24 protein-coding genes are annotated in these 24,689 nt (G+C 64.3%); 12 read left to right on the forward strand and 12 right to left on the reverse strand.

Features of this window, described 5'->3' with window-relative positions:
• The first annotated feature begins 4 nt into the window (after positions 1-4).
• Positions 5-763 (forward strand): outer membrane lipoprotein carrier protein LolA, encoded by a 759-nt coding sequence (locus tag XI05_RS34400; RefSeq protein ID WP_172787899.1) that lies wholly within the window; start codon positions 5-7, stop codon positions 761-763.
• Between the two features lie 126 nt (positions 764-889).
• Complete coding sequence (gene xth, locus XI05_RS34405) at positions 890-1,705, forward strand: exodeoxyribonuclease III (RefSeq protein WP_271510211.1); 816 nt, start codon at positions 890-892, stop codon at positions 1,703-1,705.
• Between the two features lie 127 nt (positions 1,706-1,832).
• Here xth and XI05_RS34410 read toward each other — a convergent pair whose 3' ends face one another.
• Together XI05_RS34410 and XI05_RS34415 are read right to left on the reverse strand one after the other, a co-directional pair.
• A complete protein-coding gene (locus XI05_RS34410) occupies positions 1,833-2,276 on the reverse strand; it encodes a cyclic nucleotide-binding domain-containing protein (protein ID WP_018646009.1) in 444 nt (147 codons plus the stop codon).
• Positions 2,277-2,334: 58 nt separating this feature from the next.
• A complete protein-coding gene (locus tag XI05_RS34415; protein WP_008142830.1) occupies positions 2,335-3,021 on the reverse strand; it encodes a response regulator transcription factor in 687 nt (228 codons plus the stop codon).
• Positions 3,022-3,222: 201 nt separating this feature from the next.
• On the opposite strand from XI05_RS34415, the gene XI05_RS34420 reads away from it, so the two are divergent.
• Positions 3,223-3,792: a L,D-transpeptidase family protein gene (locus XI05_RS34420; protein ID WP_271510214.1), complete on the forward strand. Its 570-nt coding sequence runs from the start codon at positions 3,223-3,225 to the stop codon at positions 3,790-3,792.
• A gap of 136 nt (positions 3,793-3,928) precedes the next feature.
• Here XI05_RS34420 and XI05_RS34425 read toward each other — a convergent pair whose 3' ends face one another.
• Positions 3,929-4,618 carry a YggS family pyridoxal phosphate-dependent enzyme gene (locus XI05_RS34425; protein WP_271510216.1) on the reverse strand — a complete coding sequence of 230 codons (690 nt, stop codon included), beginning with the start codon at positions 4,616-4,618 and terminating at the stop codon, positions 3,929-3,931.
• A 108-nt stretch (positions 4,619-4,726) separates the two neighbouring features.
• On the opposite strand from XI05_RS34425, the gene XI05_RS34430 reads away from it, so the two are divergent.
• Positions 4,727-6,430, forward strand: a complete 1,704-nt coding sequence (locus XI05_RS34430; RefSeq protein ID WP_271510218.1) for a sensor domain-containing diguanylate cyclase — start codon at positions 4,727-4,729, stop codon at positions 6,428-6,430.
• Positions 6,431-6,517: 87 nt separating this feature from the next.
• Here XI05_RS34430 and XI05_RS34435 read toward each other — a convergent pair whose 3' ends face one another.
• A complete protein-coding gene (locus XI05_RS34435) occupies positions 6,518-7,564 on the reverse strand; it encodes a diguanylate cyclase (RefSeq protein ID WP_271510220.1) in 1,047 nt (348 codons plus the stop codon).
• Positions 7,565-7,752: 188 nt separating this feature from the next.
• Between XI05_RS34435 and leuS the strand changes: the two genes are divergently transcribed.
• The 3 genes from leuS (at position 7,753) to holA (ending at position 12,074) form a co-directional block, all read left to right on the forward strand.
• On the forward strand, positions 7,753-10,377 hold the full coding sequence (gene leuS, locus XI05_RS34440) for a leucine--tRNA ligase (RefSeq protein ID WP_271510222.1): 2,625 nt from the start codon (positions 7,753-7,755) through the stop codon (positions 10,375-10,377).
• On the forward strand, positions 10,364-10,915 hold the full coding sequence (lptE, locus tag XI05_RS34445; RefSeq protein ID WP_172787832.1) for an LPS assembly lipoprotein LptE: 552 nt from the start codon (positions 10,364-10,366) through the stop codon (positions 10,913-10,915). The genes leuS and lptE overlap by 14 nt, the downstream gene beginning before the upstream one ends.
• A gap of 130 nt (positions 10,916-11,045) precedes the next feature.
• Positions 11,046-12,074: a DNA polymerase III subunit delta gene (gene holA, locus XI05_RS34450; protein WP_271510224.1), complete on the forward strand. Its 1,029-nt coding sequence runs from the start codon at positions 11,046-11,048 to the stop codon at positions 12,072-12,074.
• A gap of 167 nt (positions 12,075-12,241) precedes the next feature.
• Here the strand turns inward: holA and XI05_RS34455 are convergent, their stop codons facing one another.
• From XI05_RS34455 to mnmE, 5 genes are all read right to left on the reverse strand, one after another.
• Entirely contained in the window at positions 12,242-13,129 is an 888-nt protein-coding gene (locus XI05_RS34455) for a ParB/RepB/Spo0J family partition protein (RefSeq protein ID WP_271510227.1), read from the reverse strand.
• 137 nt (positions 13,130-13,266) lie between these two features.
• Positions 13,267-14,133 carry a ParA family protein gene (locus XI05_RS34460; protein WP_271510229.1) on the reverse strand — a complete coding sequence of 289 codons (867 nt, stop codon included), beginning with the start codon at positions 14,131-14,133 and terminating at the stop codon, positions 13,267-13,269.
• A gap of 30 nt (positions 14,134-14,163) precedes the next feature.
• Positions 14,164-14,823, reverse strand: coding sequence for a 16S rRNA (guanine(527)-N(7))-methyltransferase RsmG (rsmG, locus tag XI05_RS34465; RefSeq protein ID WP_271510231.1), 660 nt, complete (start codon positions 14,821-14,823; stop codon positions 14,164-14,166).
• Positions 14,824-14,960: 137 nt separating this feature from the next.
• Positions 14,961-16,841 carry a tRNA uridine-5-carboxymethylaminomethyl(34) synthesis enzyme MnmG gene (gene mnmG, locus XI05_RS34470; protein WP_271510233.1) on the reverse strand — a complete coding sequence of 627 codons (1,881 nt, stop codon included), beginning with the start codon at positions 16,839-16,841 and terminating at the stop codon, positions 14,961-14,963.
• A gap of 449 nt (positions 16,842-17,290) precedes the next feature.
• The gene (mnmE, locus tag XI05_RS34475; RefSeq protein ID WP_271510235.1) at positions 17,291-18,649 is read right to left on the reverse strand and encodes a tRNA uridine-5-carboxymethylaminomethyl(34) synthesis GTPase MnmE; all 1,359 of its coding nucleotides are present in this window, start codon (positions 18,647-18,649) and stop codon (positions 17,291-17,293) included.
• Between mnmE and XI05_RS34480 the strand changes: the two genes are divergently transcribed.
• Positions 18,648-18,887, forward strand: coding sequence for a hypothetical protein (locus tag XI05_RS34480; RefSeq protein ID WP_271510236.1), 240 nt, complete (start codon positions 18,648-18,650; stop codon positions 18,885-18,887). The genes mnmE and XI05_RS34480 overlap by 2 nt on opposite strands.
• Before the next feature lie 18 nt (positions 18,888-18,905).
• Here the strand turns inward: XI05_RS34480 and rho are convergent, their stop codons facing one another.
• Positions 18,906-20,171 carry a transcription termination factor Rho gene (rho, locus tag XI05_RS34485; protein ID WP_011083462.1) on the reverse strand — a complete coding sequence of 422 codons (1,266 nt, stop codon included), beginning with the start codon at positions 20,169-20,171 and terminating at the stop codon, positions 18,906-18,908.
• 258 nt (positions 20,172-20,429) lie between these two features.
• Entirely contained in the window at positions 20,430-20,864 is a 435-nt protein-coding gene (gene hemJ, locus XI05_RS34490; protein WP_172787825.1) for a protoporphyrinogen oxidase HemJ, read from the reverse strand.
• 459 nt (positions 20,865-21,323) lie between these two features.
• On the opposite strand from hemJ, the gene XI05_RS34495 reads away from it, so the two are divergent.
• The 4 genes from XI05_RS34495 to dnaQ are packed head-to-tail and all read left to right on the forward strand — an operon-like array spanning position 21,324 to position 24,156.
• Positions 21,324-22,163, forward strand: coding sequence for a pyruvate, water dikinase regulatory protein (locus XI05_RS34495; protein WP_100233242.1), 840 nt, complete (start codon positions 21,324-21,326; stop codon positions 22,161-22,163).
• A gap of 9 nt (positions 22,164-22,172) precedes the next feature.
• Positions 22,173-22,781: a Maf family protein gene (locus tag XI05_RS34500; RefSeq protein ID WP_271510238.1), complete on the forward strand. Its 609-nt coding sequence runs from the start codon at positions 22,173-22,175 to the stop codon at positions 22,779-22,781.
• Between the two features lie 23 nt (positions 22,782-22,804).
• On the forward strand, positions 22,805-23,404 hold the full coding sequence (coaE, locus tag XI05_RS34505; protein WP_271510240.1) for a dephospho-CoA kinase: 600 nt from the start codon (positions 22,805-22,807) through the stop codon (positions 23,402-23,404).
• Positions 23,404-24,156: a DNA polymerase III subunit epsilon gene (dnaQ, locus tag XI05_RS34510; protein WP_271510553.1), complete on the forward strand. Its 753-nt coding sequence runs from the start codon at positions 23,404-23,406 to the stop codon at positions 24,154-24,156. Before coaE ends, dnaQ begins: the two co-directional genes overlap by 1 nt.
• On the opposite strand, the gene secB is transcribed toward dnaQ, so the two are convergent.
• Positions 24,147-24,632 (reverse strand): protein-export chaperone SecB, encoded by a 486-nt coding sequence (gene secB, locus XI05_RS34515; protein ID WP_271510243.1) that lies wholly within the window; start codon positions 24,630-24,632, stop codon positions 24,147-24,149. The genes dnaQ and secB overlap by 10 nt on opposite strands.
• Positions 24,633-24,689 lie beyond the last annotated feature (57 nt).

Below are 24,689 nucleotides of genomic sequence, written 5' to 3' on the forward strand. Positions count from 1 at the left end.
GCGCATGGCCGGCGTGCTTCTCGTCACCGCCGCGATGGTGACCGCTGCGTCGTTCGCGCAGACCGTGCCGGTGCCGAAACCCGCGCCGAAGGGGCGTGACGGTGGCGCGTCCGCCGGCGGGCCGGCCGTCACCGGCGCGACGCAGGCGCCGCCCAATCCGGTGATCCCGGATCCGCGGCGCAACGTGCCGAGCAGCATCTTCCAGACGTTCGACGCCAACCAGAAGGCGCAGGCGGCCAAGGTCAGCGCCTATCTGTCGTCGCTGCAGACATTGGTCGGGAATTTCGTCCAGGTCGGCCCCGACGGCAGCAAGACGCAGGGCGATTTCTACATCCAGAAACCCGGGAAGGTGCGCTTCGAATATGACGCGCCGAGCCCGATCGACATCGTCGCCGACGGATCCTCGCTCGTGGTGCGCGACCGCAAGCTGGCGACCCAGGACGTCTATCCGCTGTCGCAGACGCCGCTGCGCTTCCTGCTCTCCGATCGCATCGACCTGATGAAGGACACCAACGTCGTCAACGTCTCGGCGGACGACGTCTTCGTCAGCGTCACCATCGAGGAGAAGCAGGCCCTGGTCGGCACCAGCCGCCTCCTGCTGATGTTCGGCGCCAAGGACGGCCAGCTCAAGCAGTGGACCGTCACCGATCCGCAGGGCTACGACACCACGATCGCGGTCTACAATCTGGATTCGAGCAAGAGGCTCGACCCCAACATGTTCAAGATCGATTTCACCAATTACAGCACGCCGTCGCCGGGTTGAGCGCTCCGCTGCCGTAGGGTGGGCAAGGCGCGAAGCGTGCCCACGATTCTCGGACTTGAAAAGACGGTGGGCACGGCGCTTTGCGCCTTTGCCCACCCTACGAGAGCTTGCTAAGACGCAACTCCCATGCGTCTTTCCCTGACAACCTGGAACATCAATTCGGTGCGGCTGCGCATCGACCTGGTCGCGAAGTTTCTCAAGAGCGCGCGGCCGGAGGTGCTCTGCCTGCAGGAGACCAAGTGCATCGACGACGCCTTTCCGCTGAAGCGCTTCAAGCGGCTCGGCTACGAGCACATCGCGCTGAACGGGCAGAAGGGCTATCACGGCGTCGCCATCGTCTCGAAGATCCCGTTCGAATCGAAGGACATCCGCACCTTCTGCGACAAGGTGGATTCGCGCCACATCTCGGTATCGTTCGGCGACAAGGCGGGCATTGCAAAACCGCTGGTGCTGCATAATTTCTACGTGCCCGCGGGCGGCGACATTCCCGATCCCGTTGCGAACGAGAAGTTCGATCACAAGCTCCGCTTTCTCGACGAGTTGAAGGCGTGCGAGCCGCTGCATCCGCGCGGTGAGGATCGTCACATCCTAGTCGGCGATCTCAACGTCGCTCCGCATGAGAACGACGTGTGGTCGCACAAGCAGCTGCTGAAAGTCGTGTCGCACACGCCGGTCGAAACCGAGAAGCTGAAGGCGGCGCTCGAAGCCGGCGAATGGATCGACGTCGCGCGCGATCGCATTCCGATGTCGGAGAAGGTCTATACGTGGTGGAGCTATCGCTCCGCCGACTGGACCGTCGGCGATCGCGGCCGCAGGCTCGACCATATCTGGGTCTCGCGCGCGCTGAAAGACGCGGTGCAGGATTTCAGGATTCTGCGCGATGCCCGCAGCTGGGAGCGTCCGTCGGACCATGTCCCCGTGACGGTGACGCTGGAGGTGTAGCCCCGCCTGTCATTCCGGGGCGCGCCACTTGGCGCGAGCCCGGAATCCATCGTGCGTCAGCGACGGTGGAGGAATGGATTCCGGGCTCGCGACTTCGTCGCGCCCCGGAATGACGAACGGAGAGAGCTCAGCTCGTCAGCTTCGCGCCCGCCATCAGGATATCGCTGGCGATCTGGCTGGAGCGCACCGCGAATTCGTCGCGCAGGCGCACCGCCGCGGCGGGATCGCTTTCGAGCACGCGTTGGAACAGACTGCGTGCGACGCGGATGACGGAGGAATGCTCCAGCGCGATCGCGCTCGACGGCCGCTTCATCGGCACCACCAGCGCGAGCTCGCCGATCAGCGCACCGGGGCCGGCGATCATTTCGGCGCCGGCGCCGTCCTCGACCCGGAAGGCGCCGCGCTGGACCACGAAACCTGCATCGGCGTCGTCGCCGAGATTGAACAGCACGTCGCCGCGGACGAAGTCGCGCTGCTCGGAGCCGATCGCCAGCATGCGCAACGAGGCGTCTCCCAACAGGCGCAGTGTCGGGACACGCTCGAGAAGCGCTACATCATCGTCGATTGACATTCAGGTCCGAGGCTCGAAGGCATGCGATCTAAAACGATTCGCACGCCGTCGAAGCGTATCACGGCACCAGCTTGTAGCCACCGGCTTCCGTGACCAGGATTTCCGGGTTGGCGGCGTCCTTCTCGATCTTCTGGCGCAGGCGGTAGATGTGGGTTTCCAGCGTGTGGGTGGTAACGCCGGAATTGTAGCCCCAGACCTCCTGGAGCAGGGTCTCGCGCGACACCGGCATCTGGCCGGCCCGGTAGAGGAAGCGGAGGATGGCGGTTTCCTTCTCGGTGAGCCGCACCTTGCGGGCATTGGCCGCGGTCAGCATCTTCGAGCCGGGACGGAAGGAGTAGGGGCCAACCGAGAACACCGCGTCCTCGCTGGCTTCGTGCTGGCGGAGCTGGGCGCGGATGCGGGCCAGCAGCACGGCGAAGCGGAAGGGCTTTGCCACATAGTCGTTGGCGCCGGATTCCAGGCCCAAGATTGTGTCCGAATCGGTGTCGTGCCCGGTCAGCATGATGATCGGGGCCTTGAAGCCGCCCTTGCGCAGGGAGCGGACGACCTCGCGGCCATCGGTGTCGGGCAGGCCGACATCCATCAGGACCAGATCGGGGGAGTTGGCCTTCGCGGCGCTGGCGCCCTTGGCGCCGGTATCGACGGCGGAGGCCTCGAATTCTTCGTGTAGCGATAATTGCTCCACCAACGTATCGCGCAGATCGGTATCGTCATCCACGATCAGGATCTTGCGGGCATTGGCCATGGGGGGTCATCCTTTTAGGGTCCGGCTCGGCGCGCATCCATGCCGCACCAAGCCGCGAGGGAAGTTTAAGGTCGCCGTTATTATTGTTGTTCGTGTTGAAGTAGTGGGCTGTTACCGATTCACAAGCCAGAAGCACTCTAACTCAGAATAGCAGGCCGTTTTGATGAATGTCCTGTAATGAATTCGACATTGCGCGTTCACATGAAAAATAAAGCAGCTTCAGTCGGTTACACCAGGAATCGAAGTGCCGGGCCGCTCTCGGCGATCCGCGTTAAGCCTGCCGCCGGTAATCCGCGGCGGGGCTGGCTGACGATGGGAGCGCTGACCATTCCGGTTGCGCTGGGGCGAGGCGGCATCCTCGCCAACAAGCGCGAGGGCGATGGCGGCACCCCCAGAGGCAGCTTCCGGCCCAGGCAATTGTGGTGGCGGGGCGACCGGCACAGCCGTCCCCGAACATTCCTGCCGGCCCGGATCATCACCGGTTGGGACGCCTGGTGCGAGGATCCGCGGGACCGCCATTACAACCAGAGCATCCGGCTCGGCGAGGGGCAGGGCGGCGACCGCCTCGAGCGCGCCGATCATCTCTACGACTTCATCATCGAGATCGACCACAACACGCGCCCCCGCATCGCCGGCCGCGGCAGCGCGGTGTTCCTGCACCTCGCCCGCGACAATTTCGGCCCGACCGCCGGCTGCGTCTCCATGACGAAATCCGCGATGCTGCAATTGCTGCGGCGCCTGGGCCCGCGAACAAAGATCATCATCGGGTGACGCACTGCGCCGTCATTGCGAGGAGCGCTTGCGACGAAGCAATCCAGAATCCCACCGCGGAACGATTCTGGATTGCTTCGCTTCGCTCGCAATGACGAATTCGAGGACGCGTTCTCCCGGACCCGGCTTACGGCTCTTACCGATGTCCGAAAATCGCGCTCCCGACGCGCACATGGGTGGCGCCCAACATGATCGCGGTCGCGAAATCGGCGCTCATGCCCATCGAGAGGTTCGTCAAGCCATTGCGCGCGGCGATCTTGGCGGTGAGCGCAAAGTGCGCGGCAGGGGGCTCGTCGACCGGCGGGATGCACATCAACCCGGAGATCGCCAGCCCGTAGGTGTCGCGGCAGCTCGCAATGAAGGCATCGGCCTCGCCAGGCGGAACGCCGGCCTTCTGCGGCTCCTCGCCGGTGTTGATCTGGACGAACAGCTGCGGGTGCTTGTTCTGGGATTCGATTTCCTTGGCTAACGCTTGGCAAATGCTCGGACGGTCGACCGAATGGATGGCGTCGAACAGCGCGACCGCCTCTTTCGCCTTGTTGGATTGCAGCGGCCCGATCAGATGCAGCGCGATACCGGGGTAAGCAGACGTTAATGCCGGCCACTTGGCTTTGGCTTCCTGCACCCGATTCTCGCCAAATACGCGCTGTCCGGCGGCGATAACCGGAGTAATTGCGTCCGCCGCGAAAGTCTTGGACACGGCGATCAGCGTGACCGAGGCGCGGTCACGCTGCGCGTCCCTGCAGGCGCGTGCAATTTCGGCTTCGACCGTGGCGAGGGCATTTGGTGAATCGCCGGTTACCGGCGCGGCGTTGGCTTCTGTCATGACGTCTCTTGGCTGTGACCGAGCCCGCGTTAGGTCCAATTTTACCGAGTTCAAGAAACAGTTTTTGAACCCTTCGCTTTACCTTAGCCCGCGGGGTGGGTAGCGAAAATGGCAAGCGTCAGTCTCAACCGCAAGCGCGCGAAACTCAAGCAGGTTCTCGGAATCCGGGCGCGGCTTGCGTTGCTCGCGGTGATTCTCGTGACGCCCCTGATGATCGAGCGCATCCGGTCCCTCGAAGACACGCGCGCGCGGCAGATCGCGCAGGCTGCGGCTGAATTCACCATTGTGGCAAGGCACAGCGCCGATGCACAGCGCGAGGTGATCTCGTCGGTCGAGACCATCCTGAAATCGGAGGCCTTCATCCGCGCGTCCGCCGGCGGCATCACCAAGAGCTGCGACGTGCTGCGCGCGAGCCTGCCGTCGAGCCTGCCCTGGATCCGCACGCTTCTGATCGCCGGTCAGGACGGCCGCATCCAATGCGCCACCAACAACATGTATGTCGGCCTCGATCTCAGCGACCGGCCGTACTTCCAGCAGGCCCAGGAAACCGGCCGCTTCGTGCTGAGCGACTTCATCATGTCGCGGCCGGTGCCCTCGCCGACGGTGATGGCGGTTTATCCGGTCTCCGCCTTCAGCGGTGTGGCCGATGCCGTCGTGCTCGCCACCGTCAATCTCGACTGGATGTCGAAGGTCATGAACAATCTGGGCGGTCGCGCCGGCATCACCGCGGTGCTGGTCGACAGCGCGGGCACCGTGCTGGCGGCACCGGCCGATCAGCACAGCGCGGTCGGCCGTCCGCTCGACCACATGCCGCTGATGTCCGCGATCGCCGACAAGGCGCTGCGCTCCGATCAGGATGAGGGTTCGCTGTCCTTCCTCGCCGCCGACGGCTCCCGCCGCGCCGTCAGCTATATCCGCATCGCCGGCACCAATGCCCGTCTGATCGCCAGCATCGACGAGGACAAGGTGTCCGCAGCGGTCAGCCGCGACATCCGCACCGCCTATCTGCAGCTCGCCTTCGTGCTCATGTTCGTCCTGCTCGGCGCGCTGATCGCCGCCGAAAAGCTCGTGATCAAGCCGATCGAGATGCTCGCCGACATGGCCAAGCGTCTCGGCGAGGGCGATCTCTCGGCCCGCGCCGCGCGCAATCGCCTGCCCGCCGAGTTCGTGCCGCTGGCCCGCGCGTTCAACGCGATGGCCGCGCAGCTGAGCCAGCGCGAGCGCGAGCTGATCGCAAGCAACGACCGCCTGACGGTGATGGCTTCGATCGACATGCTGTCCGGCCTCGCCAATCGCCGCGGTTTCCAGAGCCGGCTGGATTTCGAATGGATGCGCGCGCAGCAGTATGGCAGCGAGCTGGCGCTTCTGATGATCGACGTCGACCATTTCAAGCTGTTCAACGACACCTATGGCCATCTCGAAGGCGATTCCTGCCTGACGCGGCTCGGCGAATCGCTGTCCGGCATCGCCGCCGACACGATGGGCTTCGCGGCCCGTTACGGCGGCGAGGAGTTCTGCCTGCTGCTGCCGAACACCGACGTGGCGCGCGCCGTCGAGATCGGCGAGCAGGTGCGCGCGGCCGTGCTGAGGCTCTGTCTGCCGCACATCACCTCGCACCACATGATCGTCACCGTCTCGATCGGCGTCGCTGCGACCAAGCCGAACGAGACCCTGCGCCCAGGTGACTTGATCGAAGCCGCCGACGCCGCGCTCTACGCCGCCAAGCACCGCGGCCGCAACAACGTCGTCGAGCACGGCGTGCAGGCCATCGAGACCAGCGCGGCCGGCATGATGATGGTGGCGAGCGCCTAAAAAGGGCGACGAGATTCATCGCGCCTTGGGTTGTCGTCTGGGCATGATCCTTCCGGAAAACCGCTTCGCACTTTTCCGGATCATGCTTTAGCTCGCAGCTCCGGCCCGCTCGAGCTCGATCTCCGTCACCACACGATTGCGGCCGCCGCCCTTGGCGAGATAGAGCGCGCGGTCGCAGCGCTCGATCAGATCCGCGATCGTCTCGCCGACCCGGTATTGCGCCACGCCGATCGACACGCTGATACCGGGCAGGGTCTCGCCGGTCGAACGACGCGTGATGGTGGCTTCGGCGATTGCGCGCCTGATGCGTTCGGCGATCTCGGCGCAGGCGGCCAGATCGGCGTCCGGCAGCACCCCAATCAGCTCCTCGCCGCCATAGCGGGCCGGCAGATCCTGCGCGCGAACCTTCTCGCGCAGCACCTTGGCCATCAGGCGCAGCACCTGGTCGCCGACACCGTGGCCGAAATTGTCGTTGAAGGACTTGAAGTGGTCGATGTCGAGCAGCAGCACGCTGAGCGGCTCGCCCCATTCCGCCGTCGTCTGCGCCTTGCGCAGGAATTCATCGAGCGCCCGCCGGTTCGCGAGCCCCGTCAGCGTGTCGGTCCGGGCGCGCTGCTCGGATCGCGAAAGCGAATCGCGGATCGCGTCGAGCTCGCGGGTCTTTTCCGCAAAGCCTGCCTCCAGCCGCGTCGCCCGCGTGGCGGCCCGCGCCAGCTCGTTCATGAGCTGGGCGACCAGCAGCTTTGGATCGACCCCGGCCTTGCCCTGGTCGGCCACCTGGCTGATGACCTGCATCTGCGAATGATTGTCGGCGATCGCCGTCGCCAGAAACTCCTTCGCCGTCCCCATGAGCGCCTGCAGCCGCTCGGACGTGTCGACCACGACGGCACTCACCTGGGGCGCGGCGTAGGTCTCGAACAGATCCTGATTGGTTTGGGCGTCGAACGGACGATTGTGATCGATCAGGAGATCGATTGCGTTGCGCAGATCGTCGTGGCCGCCCGCGAAATATTGGTACCAGACCGCAAAATTGGCCGGGGTCGGCGCAACCCGCTGTTCGGCCATGCTGCGCATCGCCCGCCCAGCAATGGACGCGGCATAGTCGTAATCGGGATCGTCGAAGCTGGAATCCATTTGCGGTAACGTGGCCTTGTCGAACCGCAAATTGGCATTGACCCCTTAATCACACCCCAACGCGGCCCTCGTAGTTATGCGGAGGCGTGGTCAAAGTTCCAAAACGCGGCAACCCATTGACCCCCCGAGGTCTTCTATGGCCTAGTCCGCCGTCTTGACGGCCGAACCCACGAAAACCCAACGATTCCATGACCTCCGAACGCTATAACGCCCGCGACGCCGAACCGCGCTGGCAACGCCTCTGGGACGAGCAGGCGATCTTCGTCTCCAAGAACGACGATCCGCGGCCGAAATATTACGTCCTCGAGATGTTCCCCTACCCGTCCGGGCGCATCCATATCGGCCATGTCCGGAATTATACGCTCGGCGACGTGCTGGCCCGCTTCATGCGCGCCAAGGGGTTCAACGTGCTGCACCCGATGGGGTGGGACGCTTTCGGCCTGCCGGCCGAGAACGCCGCGATCGAGCGCAAGGTGGCGCCGAAGGCCTGGACCTACGACAACATCGCCGCGATGAAGAAGCAGCTCCGCTCGATCGGGCTGTCGCTGGACTGGTCCAGGGAGATCGCGACCTGCGATCCCTCTTATTACAAGCACCAGCAGAAGATGTTCCTGGACTTCCTGCGCGCAGGCCTTGCCGAGCGCGAGAAGCGCAAGGTGAACTGGGATCCCGTCGACATGACCGTGCTCGCCAACGAGCAGGTGATCGACGGCCGCGGGTGGCGTTCGGGCGCCGTGGTCGAGCAGCGCGAGATGAACCAGTGGGTCTTCAAGATCACGAAGTACTCGCAGGAGCTGCTGTCGGCGCTCGACGGGCTGGACCGCTGGCCCGACAAGGTGCGGCTGATGCAGCGCAACTGGATCGGCCGCTCCGAGGGTCTGTTGATCCGCTTCGCGCTGGATGCGGCGACGACGCCGGCGGGCGAGAGCGAGCTGAAGATCTTCACGACCCGCCCCGACACGTTGTTCGGCGCCAAGTTCATGGCGATCTCGGCGGATCATCCGCTGGCGCAGGCAGCAGCGGCCAAGAACCCGAAGCTTGCCGAGTTCATCGCCGAAATCAAGAAGATCGGCACCGCACAGGAGATCATCGATACCGCGGAGAAGCAGGGTTTTGATACCGGCATCCGCGCGGTGCACCCGTTCGATCCCTCCTGGAAGCTGCCGGTCTATGTCGCCAACTTCGTGCTGATGGAATACGGCACCGGCGCCATCTTCGGCTGCCCCGCACACGACCAGCGCGACCTCGATTTCGTCAACAAGTACAATCTCGGCAACACGCCCGTCGTATGCCCGGAAGGCCAGGACCCGAAGAGCTTCGTCATCACCGACACCGCCTATGACGGTGACGGGCGCATGATCAATTCCCGCTTCCTCGACGGCATGACCATCGACGAGGCCAAGGAAGAGGTGGCGAAACGGCTCGAGACCGAGCTGCGCGGCAACGCGCCGGTCGGCGAGCGTCAGGTCAATTTCCGCCTGCGCGACTGGGGCATTTCGCGCCAGCGCTATTGGGGCTGCCCGATTCCCATCATTCACTGTCCGAAGTGCGACGTGGTGCCGGTGCCGGATGCCGACCTGCCCGTGAAGCTGCCTGACGATGCGACCTTCGACAGACCGGGCAACGCGCTCGATCATCATCCGACCTGGAAGCACGTCACCTGCCCGCAATGCGGAGGCAAGGCCCAACGCGAAACCGACACCATGGACACCTTCGTGGATTCGTCCTGGTACTTCGCGCGCTTCACCGATCCCTGGAACGAGGCTTCGCCGACGACGCCTGATGTCGCCAACCGGATGCTGCCGGTCGACCAATATATCGGCGGCGTCGAGCACGCGATCCTGCATCTGCTCTACAGCCGCTTCTTCACCCGCGCGATGAAGGCGACGGGGCACATCGCGCTGGACGAGCCGTTCGCCGGCATGTTCACGCAAGGCATGGTGGTGCACGAGACCTACCAGAGGGCCGACGGCACCTATGTGCAGCCGGCCGAGGTGAAGGTCGAGGTCGGCGGCAACGGACGGCGTGCCACGCTGCTGACGACGGGCGAAGACATCGCGATCGGCCCGATCGAGAAGATGTCCAAGTCGAAGAAGAACACGGTCGATCCCGACGACATCATCGAGACCTATGGCGCCGACGTCGCCCGCTGGTTCATGCTGTCGGACTCCCCGCCCGACCGCGACGTGATCTGGAGCGACGAGCGCGTCCAGGGCGCCTCGCGCTTCGTGCAGCGGCTGTGGCGGCTGGTGGACGATGCCGTCGAGCTCGGCAAGGCTGCGCCGGCGGCCCGGCCGGCCAGCTTCGGCCCGGACGCTACCGCTTTGCGCAAGGCCGCCCACGGCGCGCTGGACAAGGTCACCACCGGCATCGAGCGGCTGCACTTCAACGTTTGCCTGGCTCATATCCGCGAATTCACCAATGCATTCTCGGAGGTGCTCCAGCGCCCCGGCCAGCCCGCCCCGGATCTCGCCTGGGCGATTCAGGAGGCCAGCCAGATCCTGGTCCAGCTGTTCTCGCCAATGATGCCGCATCTGGCTGAGGAGTGCTGGCAGGTTCTGGGCCGAACGGGGCTGGTTTCGGAGGCCGATTGGCCCAAAATCGAACGCGATTTGCTGGTTGAAGACAGCGTGACCCTGGTGGTCCAGGTCAACGGCAAGAAGCGGGGTGAGGTCACAGTTGCAACAGCGGCGCAAAATCCGGAAATCGAGGCTGCCGTTTTGGCCCTCGATGCGGTAAAGCTGGCCCTGGACGGCAAGCCCGTCCGCAAGGTGATCATCGTCCCCAAGAGGATCGTGAATGTTGTCGGCTAGGATCCGTATCGCAGCCCGCTTGCTGGCAGTCGCCGCGCTGGCGGCGCTGACGGCCGGCTGCTTCCAGCCGATGTATGCCGAGCGCAGCGACGGCACCCCGGGCCTGCGCGAGAAGCTGATGGGGGTCGAGCTGCCCCCGATCAACAAGTCCAATGCCTCCCGCGAGGCCCGCGTCGGCGTCGAGATCCGCAACGCGCTGGCCTTCAAGCTTTACGGCACCGCGACGGGCATGCCGCCGACCCACCGGCTCGACATCCGCTTCACCACCAGCCGCTCCTCGCTGATCGTCAGCTCCATGACCGGACTGCCGACCAGCGAAAATCTCGGCATCGACGCCCAGTACAATCTGATCGACGTCGCGACCGGCCGGTCGGTGATGAACGGCTCGACGTTCTCGCGCGTGTCCTATGACATGCCGGGGTCCTATCAGCGCTTCTCGCGCACCCGCGCCGTGCGCGATGCCGAAGATCGCGCCGCCAACGAGATCGCCGAGAACATCACGACCCGGCTCGCCTCGTTCTTCACCGCGGGCACGTAGTTCATTCCCGTCATTCCGGGGCGCCCAAAGGGCGAACCCGGAATCTCGATTCCAACCCTCTGGATTCTCTGGTGCGCAATTGCGCACCGTCGTTCGCGCCAGGCGCGCCTCGGAATGACAGTTAGCTCCAATGGTCGCACTGCGTGGAAAAGAGATCGATGCCTTTCTCGCCCGCCCTGATGCGGGCCGTCCGATCATCCTGCTCTACGGTCCCGATGCCGGCCTGGTGCGCGAGCGCGCCGATGCGCTGATCGCGTCGAGCGTCGACGATCCCAACGACCCGTTCTCGCTGGTCAAGCTCGACGGCGACGAGCTCTCCGCCGAGCCGTCGCGCCTCGTCGACGAGGCGATGACCGTGCCGCTGTTCGGCGGCCGCCGCGCCATCCGCGTTCGCGCCGGCTCGCGCAGCTTTGCCAGCGGCATCGAGACGCTGGCCGAGATGAACGTGAAGGATTGCCGCATCGTGATCGAGGCCGGCGAGCTCCGCCCGGAATCGCCGCTGCGCAAGACCTGCGAGAAGGCCAAGACGGCGGTCGCGATCGGCTGCTATCCCGACACCGAGCGCGACCTTGCCAGGCTGATGGACGACGAGCTGCGCATCGCGAATTTGCGGATCGCGCAGGACGCCCGCGCGGCGCTGATGTCGTTCCTCGGCGGCGACCGCCAGGCCTCGCGCAACGAGCTGCGCAAGCTGACGCTCTACGCCCACGGCAAGGGCGAGGTCACGCTGGATGACGTCATGGCCGTGGTCGCAGATGCCTCGGAGCTGAAGCTCGATCCGATCGTCGACGGCGCCTTCGCCGGGCGGCCCGACATCGTCGAGAGCGAGTTTGCCAAGGCGATGATCGCAGGGACCTATCCCGGCGTGATCATCTCGGCCGCCCAGCGCCAGGCCGCGTGGCTGCACAAATCCGCGCTGGCGATTGCCGACGGCACGCCTGCCTCCGCCGTGCTCGAGGGCGGCTATCCGCGCCTGCATTTTTCACGAAAGCCTGCGGTCGAAAACGCGCTGCGCAATTTCAGCCCGGCGCGGCTCGCCGCTGTGATCGAGCAGCTCGCGACCGCCGCGCTCGACACCCGCAAGCAGTCCACCCTCGCCGCCGCCATCGCCCAACGCGCGCTGATGGCGATCGCCGCGAACGCGAAACGGCGGGGCTGAGTCGAATTCTCCCCCCGTCATTGCGAGCGGAGCGAAGCAATCCAGAATCGTTCCGCAGCGGGACTCTGGATTGCTTCGCTCCGCTCACAATGACGATGTGGAAATAGTTGCGCGCCCACGCGCGCCCTGACGTGCTCGAACGTGGGAACGACGCCCGAGGATTCGGTCTACAGCGCGCCCTTGGCCAGCCGCTTCATCACCTCGTCGAGCTGATCGAGGTTGCGGTAGTTGATCTGGACCGAGCCGCCGGGATCGCGGTGATTGACGGTGACCTTGAGCCCGAGCGCGTCGCTGACGCGCTTCTCCAGATCGATCGTGTCGGGGTCCTTTTCCTTGCCCCCGCTGGCGCGCGCCTTTTGCGGCTTGCGCTCCGGCACGCCCTCTTCATGCGCGAGCGCCTCGGCCTGGCGGACGTTGAGACCTTCCTCGACGATGCGCTTGGCGGCAGCGATTGGATCGGGGACGCCGATCAGCGCGCGGGCGTGGCCGGCCGTCAGTTCGCCGGTCGCGATGAAAGCCTGCACCTCGGCCGGCAGCTTGGTCAGCCGCATCATGTTGGCGACGTGACTGCGGCTCTTGCCGACGACCTTTGCAATGTCGTCCTGACTGCGTTTGAACTCGTTGGCGAGCGCATGATAGCCCTGCGCCTCTTCCATCGGGTTGAGATCTTCGCGCTGCACGTTCTCGACGATCGCGAACTCCAGCGCGTCGCTGTCGCTGATGTCGACCGGGACGATCGGTACCTCGTGCAGGCCGGCCATCTGCGAGGCGCGCCAGCGCCGTTCGCCGGCGATGATCTCAAAGCGATCCTGCGCGCCCTTCACCGGACGCACCACGATCGGCTGGATCACGCCGTGCTGCCTGATGGAGTCGGAGAGCTCCTTCAGCTCGGTGTCCGAAAACGTGCGGCGCGGGTTGCGCGGATTGGCCTTGATGAACTCGATCGGCACCTTGCGCTGCGCGCGCGGACGATCGACATGCTGGGCCTCGCCGCCGACGTCGCCGATCAGACTTGCAAGACCCCGGCCCAGTCGCGAACGCGCTTCGTCGGCCATCGCCAGCTCCCTTGGATTCACCGTGCAGCACTCCAAAACTGAATTATCGTAGGGTGGGCAAAGCGAAGCGTGCCCACCGATTGTGTGCGGAAGACGGTGGGCACGGCGAAGACGCCTTTGCCCACCCTACGGCGGCGTCAATGCGTCGTGCGCAACTCGCGCTCGCGCTGGATCACTTCGGTGGCGAGCCGCAAATACGCTTCGCTGCCGACACATTTGAGATCGTAGACCAGCACCGGCTTGCCGTAGGACGGCGCTTCCGAGATGCGCACATTGCGCGGGATCATGGTCTTGTAGACCTTCTCGCCCATGAACTGGCGGACGTCGGCGACGACCTGGTTCGACAAATTGTTGCGCGAGTCGAACATGGTGAGCACGATGCCGTGGATCGACAGGTTCGGATTGAGCGTCGAGCGCACCTGCTCCACGGTCTGCAAGAGTTGCGACAGACCTTCGAGCGCGAAGAACTCGCATTGCAGCGGCACCAGGATCGCGTCCGATGCGGCCATCGCGTTGACCGTGAGCAGGTTGAGCGAGGGCGGACAGTCGATCAGCACATAGGTGTAGTCGGCGTCCGGCGAGACGTTGTTGTTGAGCGCGCCGATCGCGTCGCGCAGCTTGAAGGCGCGGCCGGGCGTGGTGCCGAGCTCGAGCTCGAGGCCGGAGAGGTCCATGGTCGACGGCGCAATGTGCAGCCGCGGCACCGCGGTCGAGACCACGGCTTCGCGCAGAGGCGCTTCACCGATCAGCACGTCATAGGTCGAGCAGGAGCGGTTGCGGCGATCGATGCCGAGGCCGGTCGAGGCGTTGCCCTGAGGATCGAGATCGACGATCAGGACGCGCTCGCCGATCGCAGCGAGCGCCGTGCCCAGGTTGATCGCTGTGGTTGTTTTTCCCACGCCGCCCTTCTGGTTCGCCAGCGCGAGGATGCGCGGGTGACCGTGCGGGACTTCAGCTGGCTGTTCCTGGGCGGTCTGGTCTTGCGGCTCGTCAGTCACGCTCATCGAAATTTCCCCACTCCACCCCTGAACGTCTCACCCTCGCCGTTCGGCGGCATTCAGCTCCACGATCCAACCATCACCGGTGCGGCTTTGGTGGAGCTGGGCCTGAATATTCCAATATTTAGCGGCTTCGGTCAATTCAGCCTCTACATCTTGACCCTTAGGAAATAGCGCCTTTGCGCCCTGGCGCATCAGCGGCTCCGCAAAGCCGATGAGTTGATGTAGCGGAGCCAGTGCACGCGCGGTGACGCAATCGACGGGGCCGGTGATTCTATCCACATTATCCCCGATCTCAGCGAGATGTACGACTCCCGGCGATGTGGTGACGCGGATCGCTTCGCGCAAAAAGGCGGCCTTCTTGGCAATTCGCTCGACGAGATGGACGCTCGCGCCAGGTGTGTCGGTCATGGCGCAGGCGAGCACGATTCCGGGAAATCCGCCGCCACTACCCAGATCGGCCCAGCGTTTTGCGGCCGGCGCAAGATCGACCAGCTGAAGCGAGTCGGCGATGTGCCGGGTCCAGAGCTGCGGCAAGGTCGAGGGCGCGACCAGATTGGTCTTGGCCTGCCACTCCCGTAGTAGCGCGATGTAGCGATCAAGCCGCTCTTCGGTTTCACGTGAAACGGGCGCGAGCTTGAGGGCGGCGATCTTGTCGGCGGCGATGATGGAATCCAGCGCCTTGTCGTTGGCCACGGCCTTGCCGATCTTCGGGCTGGCTGATCCCGCTTCAATTCGGCGCCCAGCGCCCTCGCCCGCTCCGGGTCGTCGCGTTGGCGGTCGATCCCCGCCCGGTCCGCGCTGTTTCACGTGAAACGCCTATGCGATTGGCTTTATGCGATTGCCTTGGAAGTCCTGCGCGCCTCGCGGCGCAGATAGGCTGCGAGAATGCCGAGCGCCGCCGGCGTCATACCGTCGATGCGGCCGGCCTGGCCGACGGTGAACGGTCGTGCCTTCTCCAGCTTGGCACGCACTTCATTGGAGAGACCGGGAACGAGATGGTAATCGACGTCCGCCAGCACCATGCCCTCGTCGCGGCGGAAGGCTTCGACGTCGGCGCTCTGGCGCTCCAGATAGACGTCATACTTGGCGTCGATCTCGAGATGGGTCGCGATGACAGGATCGACGGCCGACAGCTCCGGCCAGATCGCGCGGACCTGGCTCCAGCCGATCTCCGGATAGGCCATCAGCTCGAAAGCCGAACGGCGCTGGCCATCCCGGTTCAGCGACAGCCCGTGCTTGATCGCCTCGTTCGGGGTGATGGTCAGGGACTTCGAGAGCGTCCTGGCGGCGTTCAACGCGTCCATCTTGGCGCGATGATGCCGGCTTCTGGCGCTGCCGACGCACCCCAGGGCGATGCCCTTCTCGGTCAGACGCTGATCGGCATTGTCGGCCCGCAGGGTCAGCCGGTACTCGGCCCTGGAGGTGAACATGCGATAGGGCTCACTGATCCCGCGGGTGACGAGGTCGTCGATCATCACGCCGAGATAGCCGTCGGCACGATCGAACACGGTGAGCGCGGCACCGCTGGCGGAAAGCGCCGCATTCAGGCCGGCAACAATGCCCTGCCCGGCGGCTTCCTCATATCCGGTGGTGCCGTTGATCTGCCCGGCCAGGAACAGCCCGCGCAGACGCTTGGTCTGCAGGGTCGGATCGAGCTCGCGGGGATCGATGTGGTCGTATTCGATGGCATAGCCGGGGCGGACCATTTTCACCCGCTTCAGGCCGGGAATGCTGGCAAGGATCGCGAGCTGGACCTCCTCCGGCAGCGAGGTTGAGATGCCGTTGGGATAGACGGTCGTATCGTCGAGCCCTTCCGGCTCCAGGAAGATCTGGTGGCCGTCCCGGTCGCCGAAGCGGACGATCTTGTCCTCGATCGAGGGGCAATAACGCGGCCCGGAGCTCTTGATCTGGCCGGAGTACATCGGGGAGCGATGGACATTGGCCCGGATCACCTCATGGGTCGCCGGCGTGGTCCGGGTGATCCCGCACTGGATCTGCGGCGTCGTGATCCGCTCGGTCATCACCGAGAACGGCTCCGGCGGCTCGTCGCCCGGCTGCATCTCGACCGAAGACCAGTCGATCGTGGTGCCGTCCAGGCGCGGCGGTGTGCCGGTCTTGAGACGTCCGAGGGTAAAGCCGGCGCGCTCGAAAGAGCTGGAAAGGCCCATTGCAGGCGCCTCGCCGACCCGGCCGGCGGGCCAGTTCTTCTCACCGAGATGAATCAGCCCACGGAGAAAAGTGCCGGTGGTCACGACAACGGCCCCTGCCCGAAGCTCCCGGCCGTCCGCTAGGCGCAGTCCGGTCACCCGGTTATCGACTACGATCAGCTCGTCGGCCTCACCCTCGATGACGGAGAGGCCTTCGGTCTCCCGGATCGCCGCCTGCATCGCCGCCGCGTAGAGCTTTCGGTCTGCCTGAGCCCGGGGGCCACGCACAGCGGGGCCCTTACGGCGATTGAGAACGCGAAACTGGATGCCGCCGGCATCGCCGACACGGCCCATCAGACCGTCGAGCGCATCCACCTCGCGGACCAGATGGCCCTTGCCGAGCCCGCCGATGGCGGGATTGCAGGACATCGCGCCGACCGTGGAGAAACGGTGCGTCAGCAGAGCGGTCGCCGCACCCATCCGGGCAGCGGCAGCCGCGGCTTCACAGCCGGCGTGGCCGCCGCCAATGACGATGACATCGAAACTTGCTCGCTCTGTTCGCATGGACGGACTTCTAGCTCAGAGCTGGGAAAGCCGGAAGTGGAAACTCGGGAGCGGCGTTTCACGTGAAACAGGCGCAAGCCCAAGCCGGAACCATTTTCGCGAAAACAACCCCATGCACCGTAGGAGGTGCATTGATCCATCTGGTGTTTCACGTGAAACAAATATGGGGCTCCTGGGCCGAGCGATGCTCGACCAGACATCCCGTCACGTGCCCTCGCCGCGCTGCCGTAGCTGCCAGTCGGGGGGCGCCACGTACCGCGTCATACTCCGTCATTGCGAGCGCAGCGAAGCAATCCAGGATCTCGGAGGAGGCAGTCTGGATTGCTTCGTCGCAAGGGCTCCTCGTGAGAGAGAGCGGCGTTTCACGTGAAAAGCGGGGGACCCCGCCCGTGTTTCACGTGAAACAGAAGAAATGGAACAAGAGCTAGTTCTACAATCAAGTACTAGCGCTACTTTCCGATGCAGAATTTCTGGAAGATGGCGCCAAGGACGTCCTCGACGTCCACGCGGCCCAAGAGCCGGCCCAAGGCATAGGCGGCCGCTCGCAGCTCTTCGGCCGCGAGCTCCTCGCCGTCTTCTACAAGGTCCAGACTTCGGCGCAAGCTGTCTGAGGCCCGGGTCAACAAGTCTCGCTGGCGGGCCCGGGTCACCATGGCGCCCTCGGTGGTCCCGAAGAACTCTGAAGCGAACTTCACCAGCGCGTCGACCAGCTCGGGGATGCCGTCGCCCCGGCTTGCCGAGATCCCGAACTCGCCGCTTGGTCCCGCTCCACCGCCCCCGCCGAGATCGATCTTGTTGCGCACGATCCAGACCGAGCCGCTGGACGAAGCACCACCGTCCGCGGATGTCCAGCGCGAGCGCATTGTGTCGAGATCGAGGGCTTGCCCGCCCTCCACCAACCACAGCACCAGATCGGCGTCCTCGGCTCGCGCGCGGGCCCGGCGCACGCCTTCCTGCTCGACGGGATCGTCGGTCTCGCGGATGCCGGCGGTGTCGATCACCGTGACTGGATAACCGTCTAGATCGAGCTGCACCTCGATCACGTCGCGCGTGGTGCCGGCATGCGGCGAGACGATCGCGACCTCGCGCCGCGCCAGCTGGTTGATCAGCGTCGACTTGCCGACATTCGGCTCGCCCGCGATCGCAACCACCAGGCCATCTCGAAGGCGTTCAGAATGCCCCTGTGCCGCAAGCACTTCTGTGATTTCCTCGTGAAGCGACTTGATCGCTTTCACCGCCGGCGCTCTCAGCTCCGCGGGCACGTCGCCTTCATCGGAAAAATCGATGCCGGCCTCGATCAGCGCGGAGGCCTCGATGATGCGCTCGCGCCAGTCGCGCGCGCGGTCGCCGAGCAGGCCCCGTAATTGGCGTAGCGCCTGGCGGCGCTGGCGGTCGGTGTCGGCGTGAATGAGGTCGTCGAGGCCCTCGGCCTCGGTCAGGTCGAGCTTGCCATTCTCGAAGGCGCGGCGGGTGAACTCGCCGGGCTCCGCCGTGCGCGTATTCGGAATATCAGAAATCGTTGCGAAGAGCGCCGCCAGCACCGCGCGGCCGCCATGGACGTGAAATTCGGCGATGTCCTCACCCGTCGCGCTGCCCGGCCCCGGAAACCAGAGCACGACCGCATCGTCGATCGGCTGGCCCGCGCCGTCCCGGAGCAGCCGGCGGCTCGCCTGTCGCGGCCCCGGCAGCCGGCCCGCAAGCGTCGTCAGCGCCAGGCCGGCTTGCGCGCCGGAGACGCGGACCACGGCGATCGCGCTGGGCGCCCGCCCGGATGACAGCGCAAAAATGGTCTGGTCTCGCGGATGCATGGCCTATTTGTCCGGCTGCCGCCGAAAACGCAAACGTCCGTTTTCCGGACAAGCCAACCGTGTTTTGCTGCACTTTGCCTTGATAAGCAGCATGGGGAGGATCGACCCGGTTCAAGGATTTATTTTGAATATCAATAGATTACTAGACATCCAAGATCCGAGCAGCGGGATGTCTTCCATGCTGCATCGTCGCTGCAGCAAGGCCGCACAAAAAAGGGCGCCCGAAGGCGCCCTCTGATTCTTTGCTGCAGCGTCCTCAGGTGTTCATGGAGTCGAAGAACTCCGAATTGCTCTTGGTCGAGCGCAGCTTGTCGAGCAGGAAGTCGATCGCGTCCATCGTACCCATCGGATTGAGGATGCGGCGGAGCACGTACATCTTCTTGAGCACCTGCGGATCGGTGATGAGCTCCTCCTTGCGGGTGCCCGAGCGCGAGATATCGATCGCCGGGAAGGTGCGCTTGTCCGACACCTTGCGGTCCAGGATCAGCTCGGAGTTACCGGTGCCCTTGAACTCTTCGAAGATGACTTCGTCCATGCGGCTGCCGGTATCGACCAGCGCCGTCGCGATGATGGTCAGCGAGCCGCCCTCCTCGATGTTGCGGGCCGCGCCGAAGAAGCGCTTCGGACGCTGCAGCGCGTTGGCGTCGACACCGCCGGTCAGCACCTTGCCGGATGACGGCACCACGGTGTTGTAGGCGCGGCCGAGGCGCGTGATCGAATCGAGCAGGATCACGACGTCGCGGCCGTGCTCGACCAGGCGTTTTGCCTTCTCGATCACCATCTCGGCGACCTGAACGTGGCGCACCGCCGGCTCGTCGAAGGTCGAGGACACCACTTCGCCCTTCACCGAGCGTTGCATGTCCGTGACTTCTTCCGGACGCTCGTCGATCAAGAGCACGATCAGATAGCATTCGGGATGGTTGTGGGTGATCGAGTGCGCGATGTTCTGCATCAGCACGGTCTTACCGGTCCGCGGCGGCGCCACGATCAAGGCGCGCTGACCCTTGCCGATGGGTGCAACGATGTCGATCACGCGTGCAGAAAGGTCTTTCCGCGTCGGATCGTCGATCTCCATGCGGAAACGCTGATTCGGAAACAGCGGCGTGAGGTTGTCGAAATTGACCTTGTGCTTGGCCTTTTCCGGGTCCTCGAAATTGAGCGTGTTGACCTTCAGCAGCGCGAAGTAGCGCTCGCCCTCTTTCGGGCTGCGGATATGACCTTCGATGGTGTCGCCGGTGCGCAGGCCGAAACGGCGGATCTGCGAGGGCGAAACGTAGATGTCGTCCGGGCCCGGCAGATAATTCGCATCGGGCGAGCGGAGGAAGCCGAAGCCGTCGGAGAGCACCTCGACGACGCCCTCGCCGACGATATCGGTCTCGGCCAGCGAGAGCTGCTTGAGGATGGCGAACAGCAGCTCCTGCTTGCGCATGGTGCTGGCGTTTTCGACCCCGTTCTCTTCCGCGAACGAGACCAGCTCGGCCGGGGTTTTCGACTTGAGGTCCTGGAGTTTGATTTCCCGCATTGGGGTGGTCCTGTGGGGTAACCTGAAAAAGAGGGGGGTGCGAGGTGGCTCTGAAATGCGGACGCGAGCAGGTGCAGGTAAGGTCCGCAGGTCTGGCAAGGTTAAGCGCCGGTGAGGCTTCAAACCTGATGCGGTGTCCGGCCTCTGGAAGGCTCGGACACAACCACATCCGCCTGCGTTGGGTGGGATATCGCTAATATAGAAAATCGCTCAACGCTCCGCAAGCCGAAGCGCTGAGCTAATCGCCGCGCGGTTTGCCTAGAACGGCTTCACGATCACCATGACGACGATGAAAATCATCAGGACGGTCGGCACCTCATTGATAATCCGATAGAATTTCTGGCTTCGTGGACGCTTATCAGCGGCAAAATCCTTGACCCAGCGGGAAAAAAAGCCGTGGACCGCCGATAGCACCAGGACCAGTGCCAGTTTTACGTGCAGCCAGCCGAACGAGAACCAATGTCCGGACCAGGCGAGATAGAGCCCGGCGAGCCAGGTGACCATCATCGCGGGGTTGATGATCGCCTTGAGCAGCCGGCGTTCCATGACCTTGAACGTCTCGGACTGCTTCGAGCCGATTTCGGCCTCGCAGTGATAGACGAACAGCCGCGGCAGATAGAGCATGCCGGCCATCCAGGAGATGACGGCGATCACGTGCAGCGCCTTGATCCAGAGATAGACGTCTTCGAACATTTCGACGGTCCGGGTTGCTGTCCAGCTCGGGAGCGCTGGGGATAGTAAGAACTCGTTAAGGTCTTACCCCGCACACATATCCGTCCGTAGCGCCTTCCTCAAATCTAGAATCTTAGATTCTTAAGGTTTGAGTCTATGTGACCGTGGATTGGACTCACGCAATTCCATCCGCGCGTTCGCGCGCGCTTGTTCACATCCATCCACATATTCCGGACAGCCTTCGTCGACTTCCGATAAGTCAGCCGGCTTCAAAGGCTTGCGCGTTTGTATCGGCAGCTTATCAAGGGACTTGTCCGCGCAATCCCGTTTCCCTCTCGGCGGGGCGCCGGACTTGTCCTGACCGGCAGCAGTGTGAAGAAAATCGCTGCTTGTCCCGCCCCTGGTGTCGCGCATCCCTTTCCGAGAGGTTAAGCTCCACAGAAATCCACAAACCACCCCAACGAAATTCAAAGGGTTTTTGTGCCGACCTCGAACAATTATTTCCATCTCCACCTGGTCTCGGACTCCACGGGTGAAACGCTCATCACCGTGGCGCGCGCGGTCGCGGCCCAATACGCCAACGTGACGCCGGTCGAGCACGTCTATCCGCTGGTGCGCAGCCAGAAGCAGCTCGACCGCGTGCTCGACGAGATCGAGGAAGCGCCGGGGATCGTGCTGTTCACGCTGCTCGAGAAGGATCTGGTCGCCAGACTCGAGGACAAGTGCAAGCAGATCAATGTTCCGAGCCTCTCGATCATCGGGCCGGTGATGCAGCTGTTCGAAGCCTATCTGGGCGCTGCGACCACCGGCCGTGTCGGCGCCCAGCACGTGCTCAATGCGGAATATTTCAAGCGCATCGACGCACTTAACTACACGATGATCCATGACGACGGTCAGCATGTCGAAGGTCTCGACGAGGCCGACGTGGTTCTGGTCGGCGTGTCCCGGACCTCGAAGACACCGACTTCGATCTATCTCGCCAATCGCGGCATCCGCACCGCCAACGTGCCGCTGGTGCCGGGCATCCCCGTGCCCTCGCAATTGGAGACGCTGACGCGGCCGCTGGTCGTCAGCCTGCACGCGACGCCGGAACGCCTGATTCAGATCCGTCAGAATCGCCTGCTTTCCATGGGCGCCGAGTCCGGCAGCGATACCTACACCGACAAGCAGTCGGTCACCGAGGAGGTCGCGTTCGCGCGCAAGCTGAGCGCCAAGCACGATTGGCCGCTGCTGGACGTCACGCGCCGCTCCATCGAGGAGACCGCGGCGGCGATCATGAAGCTGTATAGCGACCGCCAGCGCAACCGGCCGTCCGAGTAAGTGTCGCCGATGAGTCTGTGGCGCGGCAAAAGTCCGTTGATCCTGGCCTCGCAAAGCAGCGCGCGCAAAATGCTGCTGGCCAATGCCGGGCTCGACTTCGTAGCTGTCACCGCTGATATCGACGAGCGCGGCATTCAGGCCGCGTCAAAACTTTCGGATCCGCGCGAGATCGGCCTGTTGCTGGCGCGCGAGAAGGCCAAGGCGGTCTCTGCCGGTCATCCCGGGCACTTTGTGATCGGCGCCGACCAGACGCTGGCCCTCGGGAACCGCCTCTTCAACAAACCGGCTGGCCGCGCCCAGGCGCTGGCGCAATTGCGCGATCTCGCCGGTCAGACGCACGAGCTGAATTCAGCCGTCGCCGTGGCGCAGGATGGCAGGATCGTGTTCGAGGACGTTTCCGTGGCGCGCATGACCATGCGGCCCATGAGCGAAGCCGAGCTTTCGGCCTATCTCGACGCCGCCGGCGAGGCCGTGACCAGAAGCGTCGGCGCCTATCAGCTCGAGGGCCTCGGCATCCATCTGTTCGAGCGCATCGAGGGCGACCATTTCACCATTCTCGGCCTGCCGCTGCTGCCTCTGCTTGCGTATCTGCGGAGCGAGCAGCTAATTGCGGTGTAGATGCGAGAGAAGGCTGGGTGCTGATGCGGATTCTCGGACTGACCGGCTCGATCGGGATGGGCAAATCCACCACCGCGAAATTGTTCGCGGAGGCCGGCGTCCCCGTCTACGACGCCGATGCTGCCGTGCATCAGCTCTATGAGGGGGAAGCTGCCCCCGCAATCGAGGCCGCCTTCCCCGGTACCACCGCGAACGGCAAGGTCGATCGGCAAAAGCTGTCGGCGCGCGTCGTGCACGATCCCGCCGCGATCAAGCAGCTCGAGCAGATCGTTCATCCCATGCTCGGCGCTTCCCGGCAGAAATTCTTTGTCGACGCCGAGGCTGCCAAGGCGCCGGTCGTGGTGCTGGACATTCCGCTGCTGTTCGAGACAGGCGGCGAGAAGCGGGTCGATGCCGTGGTCGTGGTCTCGACCTCGCCGGAGCTTCAGCGCCAGCGGGTGCTGGCGCGCGGCACGATGGACGAGGCCAAGCTCGATGCCATCATCGCCAAGCAGATGCCGGATGCCGAGAAGCGCAAGCGCGCCGATTTCGTGGTGGATACCTCACACGGCCTTGACCCGGTGCGCGCCCAAATCGCGCACATCCTAGCCGAGGTCGCTAAGATGCCGCAGCGGCGGATCTGATTCGCCACCTCACACGGCTTCTTAAAGACATGCGCGAAATCGTCCTCGACACTGAAACCACCGGCCTCGATCCGCTGCGCGGCGATCGACTGGTCGAGATCGGCTGCGTCGAGATCTTCAACCGCATGCCGACCGGACAGACGTACCACGTCTATATCAACCCTGAGCGGGACATGCCGGCGGAAGCGTTTGCGGTGCACGGATTGTCGTCTGAATTCCTGGCGACCAAGCCGTTGTTCCACGAGGTCGCCGACGACTTTCTCGCGTTCATCGGCGACGCCCCGCTGGTGATCCACAACGCTTCGTTCGATATCGGCTTCATCAACGCCGAGCTCGACCGCATCAAGCGCGCTGCGATCCCGCGCGAGCGCCTGGTCGATACGCTGCTGCTGGCGCGTCGCAAGCATCCCGGCGTGTCCAACCGGCTCGACGATCTCTGCTCGCGCTATTCGATCGACAATTCACACCGCACCAAGCACGGCGCGCTGCTGGACGCCGAGCTGCTGGCCGAGGTCTATGTCGATCTGGTTGGAGCGCGGCAGTCGCAGCTGCTGCTGGCCTCGGACACCGAGGAGATCAGGGTCAACAGCGCCGGCGATGCGCCGCGGCGGCAACGTCTGGTGCCGCTCGCGCCGCGGATTTCTGAAGCCGAGCGCGAGGCCCATCGGGCCTTCATCGCGACCATGGGTGACAAGGCGATCTGGAACGAGTACCTGCCCGCTCCAGCCGTGGCGGTCGCCGCTCAGGCCTGACCGGCTTGGCCCGGAGCGGCCATTTGTCGCTCCATGTTCTGGCGATACAGACCGACGAAGTCGACCGGATCCAGCATCAGCGGTGGGAACCCGCCGTCGCGCACTGCGGTCGCGATGATCTCGCGTGCGAACGGGAACAAGAGGCGCGGGCACTCGATCATGACCAGCGGATGCAGGTTCTCCTTGGGCACGTTGACGATCCGGAACACGCCGGCATAGGCGAGCTCGAACGAGAACATCACTTTACCTGCGGTCTCGGCCTTGCCCTCGACCGACAACGTCACCTCGAATTCGTGTTCGCTGAGATTGTTGGCGCTGACGTTGATCTGGATGTTGATCTGCGGCGGCTGGCTCTGCTGCTGGAGCGAGCCGGGCGCGTTGGGATTTTCGAACGAGAGGTCCTTGGTATATTGCGCCAGCACGTTGAGCTGGGGAGCCTGGGCCGCCTCGGGAGGGGTGCCGTTGCCGTTGGTCATGAAAGTGTCTCCTTACCCGATTGGGGCTGAATTTCGCGGCGGTTGGCTAACATAGGG

Origin of the sequence: Bradyrhizobium sp. CCBAU 11357 (assembly GCF_028128865.1) — a bacterium.
Lineage (GTDB): Bacteria > Pseudomonadota > Alphaproteobacteria > Rhizobiales > Xanthobacteraceae > Bradyrhizobium.